This is a genomic window from Isoptericola chiayiensis (genome assembly GCF_013149805.1).
GTDB lineage: Bacteria > Actinomycetota > Actinomycetes > Actinomycetales > Cellulomonadaceae > Isoptericola > Isoptericola chiayiensis.
This window is the reverse complement of sequence record NZ_JABEZT010000008.1, coordinates 145,047-157,137: the sequence shown is the minus strand read 5'-3', so window position 1 is coordinate 157,137 and position 12,091 is coordinate 145,047. Positions and strand designations below refer to the sequence as shown.

The following is a 12,091-nucleotide window of genomic DNA, read 5'->3' as shown; positions in this document are numbered from 1 at the left end:
TCAGAACGAGGCGATCAGCGCAGGTCCGACGGCGAACAGGATCCACGCGACGGCCACGACGTACCCGATGACGAGGATCACGCCGCGGTAGCCCAGCACCAGGCCGCGCAGCCCGTCGCCGACGCGCAGGTGGCCGTCCTGGACGGCGTGCACGACCTGGAACCACAGCAGCGGCCACATGATGGTCCACACCACCATGCAGGCCGGGCAGAGGGCGAACAGCGCGTAGAAGCTCGTCCACATGAGGAAGAAGATCAGCGCCTGGCCCAGCACCGTGCCGCCGAGCAGGCACAGGTGGAACCAGCGGGGCAGCCGGGCGCCGGCCAGCAGCACGACGCCGGTGGTGATCACGACGGGGAACGCCGCGACGCCGAGGAACGGGTTGGGGAACCCGAGGAGCGAACCCTGCCAGGACCCCATCGCCACGCCGCAGTCGAGGAACGGGTTGATCGAGCACGAGGTCACCCGGTCGGGGTCCGCGAGCTTGAGGACCTTCTCGATCGCCAACCACACCGACCCGCCGAACCCGACGGCGCCGAGCGCCACGAGCAGCGTGCCGAAGGCACGGGTGGACAGGGGCCGGGGGCCGCCGGCCGCGAGGTCGGTCCGGTCGCCGTCGGTGCTCACCGTCGTGTCGGTCACGCGCGCACGGTACCGCACCAGGCTGGGCGCTCCCTCGGCGCGAGCCGATCACGCGCGTCGGCTCAGGCGGTCCCCGTACGCCCGGCGGAGCGCCACCGGGCGGTCGCGAGCACGATCGCCAGGCCGACGACGGTCAGGGCCAGGCCGGTCCAGGCAGGGGCCACGTACCCCCATCCGGCGGCGATGACGAGCCCGCCGAAGAACGCGCCGCTCGCGTTGCCGAGGTTGAGCGCCGAGTGGCACAGGGCGGCTCCGAGCGACTCCGCGCGCGGCGAGAGGTCCATGAGCCGGGTCTGCATCGCCAGCCCCAGCACCTGCGAGGTCACGCCGAGGAGGAACAGCCCCGCGACGGCGCCGACCGGCGTGCCGGCGGCGAGGGCGAAGACCACGAGCGAGGCGCCGGTCGCCACGAAGCCGCCGATCACCGTGCCCAGCACGGAGCGGTCCGCCAGCCGCCCGCCCAGCAGGGTCCCCACGGTCATGCCGACGCCCATCACGGCCAGGACCCAGGGCACGGAGCTCTCGGTCATGCCGGAGACGCGGGTCACGGTGGGTGCGACGTAGGTGTAGACGGCGAACAGCCCACCGAACCCGATGGAGCCGGCGACGAACGCGACCCACAGCGGACCGTTGGCCAGCGCGCCGATCTCCTGACGCACGGAGGACTCGACGGGGCCGCGCTCGGGCACGAACCACCACAGCCCGGCGAGCGCGGCGGCGCCGAGGACCCCGATGAGCACGAAGGCCGCCCGCCACCCCATGGCCTGCCCGACGGCGGTGGACAGCGGGACGCCGACCACGTTCGCGACCGTCAGGCCCGTCATCATCATCGCCACGGCGTGCCCCCGCCGGCCCGGTCCGGCCACCGAGGCGCCGACGGCGGCCCCGACGCCGAAGAACGCGCCGTGCGGGAGCCCGGCGAGGAACCGCCCGGCCACGAGCCACTCGATGCTCGGCGCCGCGGCCGAGGCGACGTTGGCCAGCGTGTAGAACCCCATGAGGACCAGCAGGAGCCGACGCCGGGACATGCGCGCGGCGGCCACGGTCAGCAGCGGGGCACCCACGACGACGCCGACGGCGTAGGCGGTGATGGCGTGCCCGGCGACGGGGTCGCTCACGCCCAGGTCGGCGCCGATCTGCGGCAGCAGGCCCATCGTGGCGAACTCGGTGGTCCCGATGGTGAACCCACCCAGGGCCAGGGCCAGCAGGGCCCATCCGGCGCCGGCGGCACGGGCGGGGGCGGTCGACGGGCGGGGCGGGGCGACGGTCACGGCATCATCCTCTCGAAACGATTCGACGACGCCACGCAGCTCAGGCGTGCACGTCGTCGGGATTGCGCCCCAGCCTACGCGCGGACGACCCGTACGCGCGAGGCCGCGAGATGCCCGAGGTCCACCGCGACCGGCCCGTCCGGCCCGGCGAACTCCACGGAGAGGGTCCCGGCGTAGTCGCGGCGGTCCACCACCGCCACCTCCACGTCCAGCTCCAGCCCCAGCCCGGCCAGGTAGCGCAGCGCCTCGGGGTCCGCGTCGGAGATCCGCGCCACCACGCCCCGGTCCCCCGCCGCCAGGTCCACGAGCGGCACCGCGTCCGGTCGCACCACCCGTCCGTCCGCCGTCGGGATCGGGTCGCCGTGCGGGTCCCGCACCGGGTGGCCCAGGCGTGCGTCGATCCGCTCGACCAGCCGGTCCGAGACGGCGTGCTCGAGGACCTCCGCCTCGTCGTGCACCTCGTCCCAGGTGTAGCCGAGCTCACGCACCAGCCACGTCTCGATCAGCCGGTGCCGACGCACCATCGTCAACGCGTGCCGGCGGCCGTCGTCGGTGAGCCAGACGCCCGAGTAGGGCTCGTGGCCCAGCAGACCCTGCGCCGTCAGCCGACGCACCGTCTCGGACACCGTGGACGGTCCCACGCCGAGCCGGTCGGCCAGGAGCCCCGTCGTGACCTTCTCGTCGCTCCACTCCTGGGCGGACCAGATCGCCTTGAGGTAGTCCTGGGCCACGGGCGTCAGGTCGGTGCTGGTGTCGCTCACGACGACGAGCCTACGTGGCGACCGGCCGGCACCGGCCGCCGACGCCCGCGGCTCACGGCGCCGTCGGCCCGGGCGAGACGGTCGCCGGCGCGTCCGACGCCGGCGCGGACGGCCCCGTCCCCGGCACCCCTGCCTTGAGCTCCCCGACCGGCGGCACCACGCCGGGGACGGGCACGCGGTCGTGGACCACGGCCCGCCCGTCGGGTGTGACCTCGACGAGCTGGGTGTCGAGCATCTCCCGGGTGTCGAGGTCGAAGCGCAGCACCGTCATCTCGGCGGTACCGCGCAACGGACCCACGGTCGGCTGCCCGGAGGCCGCCCCGGCGGTGCTGGACGACACGTACCGGATCCCCTGACCGACCTGCTCCGGACCGGCCCGCCGGTGCGTGTGCCCCGAGACCTGGAACGGGACGCACCCGGTCTCCAGGGCCGGCGTCCCGACCGGCGGGGTGTGGATGAGCAGCAGGTCCACGCCGTTCTCGGCGCACGCGGTCTCCGCCAGCTCGGCCGCCTGCTCCGCCGGGGTGCGCTCGCGGGCGACCGAGGTGCCCTCACCGATCCGCGTCTCGAGCGCGTCGCGGTCGCCGAGGATGCGCACGCCGGCCACCTCGACCACCCCGCCGTCGAGGATGATCTGGCCGTGCGCGGCCTCCTGCTGCGAGGTCAGCACCGAGTCGTGGTTGCCGTCCGCGACGACCATCGGCACCCCCTCGGGCACGGCCGCGGCGAACGAGTCCACGCAGGTCTTCTCCACGGCCGTGCCGTTCATCGTCGTGTCGCCGGCGTTGAGCACGACGTCGGCGCCGGAGCGCACCGCGGACTCCTCGATGAGGCCGGACATCCCGGTGTTGCAGTGCAGGTCGGACACGATGAGCATCGAGACGACGTCCTCGCCGTCGGCGGCCTCCTGGCCGAGGTTGGTGCGCACGGCGTGGCGGATGTCCCAGGAGTCCCACGCGGTGGACAGCTCGCCGCGGGCCTCGGCGTAGAACGCCTCGTTCTCGTCGTACAGCGCGGTGAGCTGACCGCCGTAGTCGTCCACCACGCCCGCGAGGCGCCCGGTGATCCGCGCCCCCTCGAGCGCCGTCCCGGCGAAGACCTCCGTGGCCGGACGTCCGGCCCGCGGCGGGTCGACGTCACCGGAGACCACCGTCGTGGCCACGAGCGCGACGACGGCGGTCCCGGCCGCCAGACGCCAGGTGCGCGGCGCGGCCCACTCCGCGAGCTCACGCCGCCGTGCCGCGCCCAGCAGGACGCGCACGCCCCAGCCGGCCAGCGCGACGACGGCGAGCGCCACGAGCGTGCGGCGGACGGCGTCCCCCGCCAGCGCCCGGGCGACGGCCTCGATCGTCACCTCGGGGGTGTTGTAGAACTGCAGGTACTGGTCGAGGTCGCCGACGAGCCGGTCGAGGGTCGACGCCCCCTCGACGGCGGTGAGGTCGGCGGGGATCTCCTTGACGGTGACGTCCACACCGAGGCCGAGCGGCAGCGGAGAGTCGATCTCGATGGTGCCGAGCGGGCCGAGGTCGGCCACGACGAGCCCGTCGGTGTCCACCTCGTAGACGGCCTCGTGCGGGCCCAGGCTCAGGGTGGCCGTCGCCGTGGTCACGCCGAACGCGACGCAGGCTGCGACGGCGGTGGCGACCACGAGGGTCCACCGCAGCCAGCGGGGCGGGGTTCGTCCGGTCATCGGGTCCACTGTTGCCGAAAGGTCCGGATGGTGCCAACCCGCCCCGCGCTCGTCAGGACTCGACGCGACGCAGGGTGACGAGCGCCACGACGGCCGCCGCCAGCACGGCGACGCAGCCGATCCCGGCGGTGATCGTCACGCCGTCGGCGAAGGCGGCGTGCGCCGACTCCAGCAGGGCGTGGGCCTGCCCGGCGGGCAGACCGGCGGCGACGCTCGTCGCCCCGCCCAGGGTCTCGGCCGCCGCGCCCGCGTCGGCCGCGGCGACGCCGTCGGGCACCACGACGTGCGCCTGGTAGGACGCCGTCAGGATGCTCCCGAGCACGGCCGTGCCGAGCACCGAGCCGCCCTCGTAGGCGGTCTCGGAGATCGCCGAGGCGGCACCGGCCTTCTCGGCCGGGACGGTCGAGACGATCAGGTCGTTGGAGATGGTCTCGGCCATGCCGATGCCGAGCGAGAGCGCGACGAACGCGACGCTGACCCACACGGCCTCGCCGCGGCCGGCGACGAGCGCGGTCAGCAGGTAGCCCGTCGCGGAGACGGCGAGCCCGGCGGCGACGACGCGGGCCGGCCGCACCCTGCGCACCACCCGCACGACGGTGAGCCCGGCCACGACCATCGCGACCGTCCCGGGCAGCAGGACGAGCCCGGCCTGCACGGGTGAGAGCCCGATGACGAGCTGCAGGTCCTGGGAGGCGAAGAACACGAAGCCGACCAGCGAGAACACGGACAGCAGGTTGACCGCGACACTGCCCGAGAAGGCGGGGATGGTGAACAGCCGCACGTCCAGCATGGGCTCCGGCCGGCGCAGCTGGCGCCGCACGAACAGGGTGCCGGCGACCAGCCCGGCGGCGAGCAGCGTGGCCGCGAGACGCGGGTCGTCCTTGGTGAGGGTCTTCAGCCCGGCCACGAGCGTGGTCATCGCGACCATCACCAGGCCGATCGAGACGGGGTCGATCGGTCCGGGTGCGGGGTCGCGGGACTCGGCCACGTAGGCCGGTGCCAGCGCCAGCAGCAGGGCGAGGACGGGCACCGCGAGCAGGAACACCGAGCCCCACCAGTAGTGCTCGAGCAGCACGCCGCCGACGACGGGTCCGATGGCGGCGCCCGCCGCGAAGCCGGAGGCGAAGATCGCGATCGCGAGCCGTCGCTCGGTGCGGTCGGTGAAGATGTTGCGCAGCAGGGACAGCGTGGACGGCATGAGCATGGCGCCGAAGAAGCCCAGGCCGGCTCGGGCGGCGATCAGCGCCTCGGCGCTGGGCGCGAACGCCGCGACCACCGAGACGGCGGCGAACCCCACCGCGCCGACGAGCAGGAGACGCCGACGGCCGACGCGGTCGGCGACGGAGCCCATGGGCACGAGCAGGCCCGCGAGCACGAGCGGGTAGACGTCGACGATCCACAGCAGCTCGGTGCCGGTGGGTGCCAGCGCCGCGGAGATCTGCGGCAGCGCGAAGGACAGGACGGTGTTGTCGATGGAGACGAGGAGCACCGGGAGCATCAGGACGGCGAGCGCGACCCAGCGGCGTGCCGCGGTGGCGCGTGCCGTCGTCGGACCCGGTGCCGTGGGCAGCTGGACCATGGGGCGGGCCTTTCGCACGGCGGACGGCCAGGGCGACGCGACGCGCCGAACTTCTGAACCGTCCAGACGGTACAGTAACGCGCCCGGCGGTAGGGTGCAACCATGCCTCCCCCACCCGCGGCCCGCGCCAAGGTGCTGGCGGCCTTCACCGAGATCCTCGTGACCACCGGCGAGCGCGCCGCCACCCTCGACGCCGTCGCGGACCGCGCCGGCGTCTCCAAGGGGGGCCTGCTGTACCACTTCGGGTCCAAGGACGCCCTGGTCGACGGGCTCGTGGAGCACCTCACCGAGCTCATCACCGCCGACGTCGCCACCATGCGCGCCGCCCCCGAGGGGCCCGTCGCGTACCTCCTGCGCACCTCGTCCGACGTCGACGCCGAGTTCGACCGCTCCTACCTGGCCGTCGCCGAGCTCGCCCGCGGCGCCTACCCGCACGCGCGCGGCGCCCTCGACACCGCCGAACGCGCCTGGACCGACGCCGTGACCGAGGCCGTCGGGGACCCCGCGGTGGCCCGCGCCGTCGTCCTGCTCAGCGACGGGATCTACCACCGCACGTCGCTCGGGGCGGCGCCGCCCGAGCTCGACGAGCTGCTCGAGCTGGTTCGGCGTCTCGGCTCGACGCCCGCGGCCTGAGGGTCAGCCGGCCTTCTTGGTGGACTTCTTCGACGTCGAGCCCCCGGAGCTCTTCGAGCCCTTCGAGCCCTTCGACGACTCGACGGAACGACGCAGCGCGTCCATGAGATCGACCACCTCGGCCCCCTCGGACTCCTCAGCCTCCCCGAACGTCTCGGCGGGATCGAGGGTGTCGCCCTGCTCGATCTTGGCGTCGATGAGCTGCCGCAGCTGGACCTGGTAGTCGTCCGTGTAGTCCTCGGGCGCGAAGTCCGCCTCGTAGCTCGCCACGAGCTGGGCCGACATCGCGAGCTCCTTGTCGCTGACCGTCGGCGAGCCGTCCAGGGCCGGGAACTCCGCCTCCCGGACCTCGTCGGCCCACAGCAGCGTCTGCAGGGTCAGGACCTCGTCGCGCACCCGCAGCGCCGCGAGCCGGGTGCGCTGGCGCAGCGCGAACTTCACGATCGCCGTGCGCTCGGTCTCCTCCAGCGTCCGCCGCAGCAGCACGTACGCCTTCGGGCTCTTCGAGTCGGGCTCCAGGTAGTAGGTCTTGTCGAACAGGATGGGGTCGACCTGGTCGCTCGGGACGAACTCGACCACCTCGATCTCCCGGTCCGACTCCGCGGGCAGCGCACCGAGGTCGGACCGGGTCAGCACCACGACCTGCTCGCCGTCGTCGTAGGACTTGTCGATGTGCTCGAACGGCACCGTCTCGCCGCACACCTCGCACACGCGCCGGTAGCGGATGCGTCCGCCGTCGGCGTCGTGCACCTGGTGCAGCGGCACGTCGTGGTCCTCGGTGGCGCTGTACAGCTTGACCGGGACGTTCACCAGACCGAACGTCACGGCACCCTTCCAGATCGCCCTCATCACCCCATGGTGACGCCGGAGCAGGGCTCGCGCAGTCCCAGGGCTCCGCTCAGCCGAGCAGGCCGAGCACCCCGACCACACCCACCAGCACCGCGAGCAGCACCGAGACCCCGACCAGCACCGCGTGCACCGTGTAGAACCGGGTCGGCCGGCCGGCGTCGTCGCGGGCCCGGGGATCCTTGGTCACGCGCCGCCAGAACTGCGGCCACACCACCAGGTTCCACACCGCGGCGACGAGCAGGACGACGGACCAGAGCACGGGGATCTCCACGCCGCCGAGTATCCCACCTGCTGATACACCGATTGTCGCCCGACCGAACTACGCCCTATGTTGGCGCTCACACGGCATTTCCAACGATGCAGAGCCGTGCCGGATCCCGTGACTGCGAAGGAGCAGACCATGCGTGACATCCAGCCCGCCCCCGAGGCGCCGACGGGCGCCCACCCGCCCGACCGGGCACCCGGCACGACACGACTGCGGCGGACGCTCGCCGCGCTCGCCGCCACCGCGCTGTGGGCGGTCGGCCTCACCGTCGCGGCCGCACCGGCCCACGCGGCCACCATCGACACGTCCGCCGAGTACGTGCTGGTCAACCGGCACAGCGGCCTCGCCGCCGACGTGCTCGACGCCTCGACGCAGAACGGCGCCGAGATCATCCAGTGGCACCGGCTCGCCGACGCCCCGTGGCAGCGGTGGCGGTTCCAGGACATGGGCGACGGCTACTACCGCATCGTCTCGGTGCACTCCGGCAAGGCGATCGACGTCTGGGAACGGTCCACCGCCGACGGTGCCGAGATCCGCCAGTACACGGCGAACGACGGCTGGAACCAGCAGTTCCGCCCCGTGGACACCGCCGGCGGGGTCCAGCTGGTCAACCGCCGAAGTGGTAAGGCGCTCGAGGTCTGGGACTGGTCGACGACGGCGGGCGGCCGCCTGAGCCAGTACACCTCCCACGGGGGCACGTCCCAGGTGTGGGACCTCGTCGAGGCGGGGAGCGGAGCCGGCACCGGCGCGTGCGGCACGGGCACCTTCACCACCGAGGTGACACGCTCGGGATCGACGTGGACCGCGCACCGGGGCTCCACCACGCTGTACTCCGGCGGTGACCTGGCCTCCGCGATGCGCGCCGCCGTCGGCGGCCTCACCGCCGGACGCACCTCGCAGGAGCGCGTCGTCGTGCGCGGGTCGGGCACCATGTCCGCCGGCACCTCGGTGGACCTGCCGAGCCACACGTCGTTGGAGGTCTGCGGCACCATCGACGTCACCGGCACGCCCACCGGGAACAACGCCCCGATCCGCATCCGCCACGCCCAGGACGTGTCCGTCCCGCACCTGTCCCTGACGGGCAACCCCTACTTCGGCATCTGGGTGCGCACCTCCTCGGACGTCCACCTCGGCCAGATCGACCTGCGCCTGACCGGCGGCCTCGGCATCCGCATCGACTCGCGCGACGACGACAGCGTGCGCGAGGCCCGCGACATCCGCCTCGACGACGTCTACGTCTCCGGCACGTCCAATCACGGCGTCGAGACCTACGGGGTCGACGGGCTGACGATCGGCACCGTCACCGCGCGAGACACCGGCTACTCCGGCCTGCTGCTCAACGACACGGTCAACGCCACGGTGGGCCGGGTCGACGCCGAGGGCGCCGGCACCGGGACCGGTTACGCCGCGTTCCGCATGGCCAACCGCAACGGGTCGCTCGGCGGCTCCTACCCGACCAACGTCCGGGTCGGGGAGGTCGTCGCCCGCGGCGGCGGCCGCGGTGTCTTCTGCGTCTCGCAGTCCGGCGGCGCCGTCATCGACCGCGTCGACATCGCCGACACCGGTTCCAACGCGGTCCTCATCGAGAACTGCTACGGCGTCACCATCGCCGGCGGCACGATCGTCGGGCCGGGGACCGTCCGCATCGCGGCCCGTAGCGAGTTCCCGAACACGCGTGACGTGACGTTCGAGAACCTGACGCTGCGCGGCACCACCCTGCGCGAGTCGCCGTGCGGCACCAACACCACCGTCCGCAACATCACCTGGGAGAACAGCAGCGACCAGACCTGCTGACCTGCACGGCTCACCCGGCCGCGGCACGATGGCCGGGTGAGCCGGACCCAGCGCGTGACCGTCGAGGGCCGCACGCTGACGCTGTCCAACCTCGACAAGGTGCTCTACCCCGCCACCGCCACCACCAAGGGCGAGGTCCTGCACTACCTCGCCAGCGTGGCCCCCGCCCTGCTGGCGCACGCCTCGCACCGCCCGGCCACCCGCAAGCGCTGGCCCGACGGCGTCGAGAGCACACCGTTCTTCCAGAAGAACCTCGACGCCTCCACCCCCGCCTGGGTGCCGCGGCGCACCATCCGGCACACGTCGTCGTCCAACGACTACGTCCTCGTCGACGACCTCGCCACGCTCACCTGGCTCGGGCAGACCGCCACCCTGGAGATCCACGTGCCGCAGTGGCGGTTCGGCCGCACGGGCACTCCCCTGCCGCCGGACCGGCTGGTGCTCGACCTCGACCCCGGTCCGGGCGTCGGCCTGCCCGAGTGCGCCGAGGTCGCCCGCCACGCCCGCGACATCCTCGTCGGCATGGACCTCGAGCCCGTGCCCGTGACCAGCGGCTCGAAGGGCATCCACCTGTACGCCGCCCTCACCGGGCAGCACGGCGAGCTCACCTCCGACGCCGTCTCCGCCGTCGCCAAGGAGCTCGCCCGCCACCTGGCCGCCGAACACCCCGACACGGTCGTGTTCGAGATGAAGCGGGCGCTGCGCGAGGGCAAGGTCTTCGTCGACTGGTCGCAGAACAACGAGTCCAAGACCACGATCGCGCCCTACTCCCCCCGCGGCCGCGAGCGCCCTACGGTCGCGGCCCCCCGCACGTGGGACGAGCTCGACGACCCGGACCTGCGCCACCTCGAGCTCGACGAGGTCGTGGAGCGCTTCGAGCGTGACGGCGACCTGCTCGCCCCACTGCTCGCCGGGCACCTGGACCGCCTGGAACCGACGCCGCAGCGGCTGGCGACGTTCACGCGGCTCGGCACGTACCGGGCCAAGCGGGACCCGGGACGCACCCCGGAGCCGTTCGGCCCGGACGAGGCCGGATCCGACGCGAGGACCGCCCCGGGCGCCGACGCAGCGGCCGACGCCGGCACCGACAGCACCGAGGAGACGCCCGGCGCGCCGTCGTTCGTCATCCAGGAGCACCACGCCCGGCGCCTGCACTGGGACTTCCGGCTCGAGCACGAGGGAGTCCTGGTGAGCTGGGCGCTGCCGAAGGGCGAACCCACCGACCCCGGACGCAACCACCTGGCCGTCCAGACGGAGGACCACCCGCTCGAGTACGGCACGTTCGAGGGCTCGATCCCAGCCGGCGAGTACGGGGCCGGGGAAGTCACCATCTGGGACGCCGGCACCTACGAGCTCGAGAAGTGGCGCGAGGACGCCGAGGTGATCGTCACGCTGCACAGCGAGCGCCGTGGCCCGCGCCGCCTGGCCCTCATCCGCACCGGCGGCCGGGACGGACAGGACGCGAACTCCTGGCTGATCCACCGCACCAAGGCCCAGCCCGACGACGCCGGCACCCCCGCGCCGCCCGAGGCGGCCGCGCCGCCGACATCGCCCGGCCGCGCGCCGCGCCCCATGCTGGCCACGACGGCCTCGACCGGAGAGCTCGACCGCCTCGATCCCGAGCGGTGGGCGTTCGAGGTCAAGTGGGACGGCTTCCGCGCGGTGGTGACGGTCAGCGCGGGCCCGGACGGCGATCCGCAGGTCCGGCTGACCTCCCGGTCCGGGCAGGACCTCACCCCGACGTTCCCCGAGCTGGCGGCCCTGGGCGAGATGGTCCGGCCCGCGGACCTGCCGCTGGTCCTGGACGGCGAGATCGTGGCGCTGGACGGGCAGGGGCGTCCGAGCTTCCGCCGCCTGCAGCAGCGCGCGAACCTGGCCAAGCCTCGCGACGTCGAGCGGGCACGACGCCGCGTCACCGTCGACCTGGTCCTGTTCGACGTGCTCGAGGTCGCCGGGAGCCCGGTCGCCGACCGTCCCTGGACCGCACGCCGGGCCACCCTCGAGGGCGTCGTGTCACCGCGCCCGCCCGTGCACGTCCCGGCGCCGCTGGAGGGGACGCTCGCGGAGGCGCTCGCGGAGTCGCGGCGCCTCGGTCTGGAGGGGGTCGTGGCGAAGCGGCGCGACGCCGGGTACCGGCCCGGTCGCCGTTCGCACGACTGGTTCAAGGTCAAGCACGCCCGGACGCAGGAGGTCGTCGTGGTGGGCTGGCGTCCGCTCCACGCCGGGGCGCCCGGCGAGGACGTCCGGACCGCCGGGTCGCTGCTGCTGGCGGTGCCCGACGGCGGCACGTGGCGCTACGTGGGCAAGGTCGGCACCGGGTTCCGGGACCGTGACCGGCGTGACGTCGTCGCGGCGCTGCAGGAGGTGCCGTCCGCGCCCCTCGAGGGCGTGCCGGCCGTCGAGGCGCGCCACGCCCGCTGGGCCACGCCGGAGCGGGTCGCCGAGGTGGGGTTCGCCGGCTGGACGTCGGTGGGGGCGGACGGCGCGGAGGCGCGGTTGCGGCACGCCGTGTGGCGGGGCTGGCGCCCGGACAAGGCGCCGGCGGACGTCGTCGTCGAACCGGAGTCCGGTGCGGCACGGAATTCCTGAGGCCGCCACGGTGGTTGC

At 73.8% G+C, this 12,091-nt stretch carries 10 protein-coding genes; 3 read left to right on the top strand and 7 right to left on the bottom strand.

The window, feature by feature from the left end:
* The 5 genes from HDG68_RS14245 to HDG68_RS14225 form a co-directional block, all read right to left on the bottom strand.
* Complete coding sequence (locus HDG68_RS14245; protein WP_172153206.1) at positions 1-642, bottom strand: vitamin K epoxide reductase family protein; 642 nt, start codon at positions 640-642, stop codon at positions 1-3.
* A gap of 62 nt (positions 643-704) precedes the next feature.
* Positions 705-1,913, bottom strand: a complete 1,209-nt coding sequence (locus tag HDG68_RS14240; protein WP_172153205.1) for an MFS transporter — start codon at positions 1,911-1,913, stop codon at positions 705-707.
* 74 nt (positions 1,914-1,987) lie between these two features.
* The gene (locus HDG68_RS14235; protein ID WP_172153204.1) at positions 1,988-2,674 is read right to left on the bottom strand and encodes an iron dependent repressor, metal binding and dimerization domain protein; all 687 of its coding nucleotides are present in this window, start codon (positions 2,672-2,674) and stop codon (positions 1,988-1,990) included.
* Positions 2,675-2,726: 52 nt separating this feature from the next.
* Positions 2,727-4,364 (bottom strand): metallophosphoesterase family protein, encoded by a 1,638-nt coding sequence (locus HDG68_RS14230; RefSeq protein WP_172153203.1) that lies wholly within the window; start codon positions 4,362-4,364, stop codon positions 2,727-2,729.
* A 52-nt stretch (positions 4,365-4,416) separates the two neighbouring features.
* On the bottom strand, positions 4,417-5,943 hold the full coding sequence (locus HDG68_RS14225) for an MFS transporter (RefSeq protein WP_172153201.1): 1,527 nt from the start codon (positions 5,941-5,943) through the stop codon (positions 4,417-4,419).
* A gap of 102 nt (positions 5,944-6,045) precedes the next feature.
* Between HDG68_RS14225 and HDG68_RS14220 the strand changes: the two genes are divergently transcribed.
* Positions 6,046-6,576, top strand: a complete 531-nt coding sequence (locus tag HDG68_RS14220; protein ID WP_172153199.1) for a TetR/AcrR family transcriptional regulator — start codon at positions 6,046-6,048, stop codon at positions 6,574-6,576.
* 3 nt (positions 6,577-6,579) lie between these two features.
* Here the strand turns inward: HDG68_RS14220 and ku are convergent, their stop codons facing one another.
* Both ku and HDG68_RS14210 read right to left on the bottom strand, forming a co-directional pair.
* Positions 6,580-7,425, bottom strand: a complete 846-nt coding sequence (ku, locus tag HDG68_RS14215) for a non-homologous end joining protein Ku (protein ID WP_172153197.1) — start codon at positions 7,423-7,425, stop codon at positions 6,580-6,582.
* A 49-nt stretch (positions 7,426-7,474) separates the two neighbouring features.
* Complete coding sequence (locus HDG68_RS14210) at positions 7,475-7,696, bottom strand: SCO4848 family membrane protein (protein WP_172153195.1); 222 nt, start codon at positions 7,694-7,696, stop codon at positions 7,475-7,477.
* A gap of 129 nt (positions 7,697-7,825) precedes the next feature.
* On the opposite strand from HDG68_RS14210, the gene HDG68_RS14205 reads away from it, so the two are divergent.
* Together HDG68_RS14205 and HDG68_RS14200 are read left to right on the top strand one after the other, a co-directional pair.
* The gene (locus HDG68_RS14205; protein ID WP_172153193.1) at positions 7,826-9,484 is read left to right on the top strand and encodes an RICIN domain-containing protein; all 1,659 of its coding nucleotides are present in this window, start codon (positions 7,826-7,828) and stop codon (positions 9,482-9,484) included.
* Positions 9,485-9,520: 36 nt separating this feature from the next.
* Positions 9,521-12,073, top strand: coding sequence for an ATP-dependent DNA ligase (locus HDG68_RS14200; RefSeq protein ID WP_172153191.1), 2,553 nt, complete (start codon positions 9,521-9,523; stop codon positions 12,071-12,073).
* Positions 12,074-12,091 lie beyond the last annotated feature (18 nt).

Bases quoted from the DNA above. Each gene is read 5' to 3' on its own strand.
- HDG68_RS14230 (WP_172153203.1), bottom strand. From the start codon at position 4,364: ATGACCGGACGAACCCCGCCCCGCTGGCTGCGGTGGACCCTCGTGGTC.
- HDG68_RS14205 (WP_172153193.1), top strand. From the start codon at position 7,826: ATGCGTGACATCCAGCCCGCCCCCGAGGCGCCGACGGGCGCCCACCCG.
- HDG68_RS14225 (WP_172153201.1), bottom strand. From the start codon at position 5,943: ATGGTCCAGCTGCCCACGGCACCGGGTCCGACGACGGCACGCGCCACC.
- ku (WP_172153197.1), bottom strand. From the start codon at position 7,425: ATGAGGGCGATCTGGAAGGGTGCCGTGACGTTCGGTCTGGTGAACGTC.
- HDG68_RS14220 (WP_172153199.1), top strand. From the start codon at position 6,046: ATGCCTCCCCCACCCGCGGCCCGCGCCAAGGTGCTGGCGGCCTTCACC.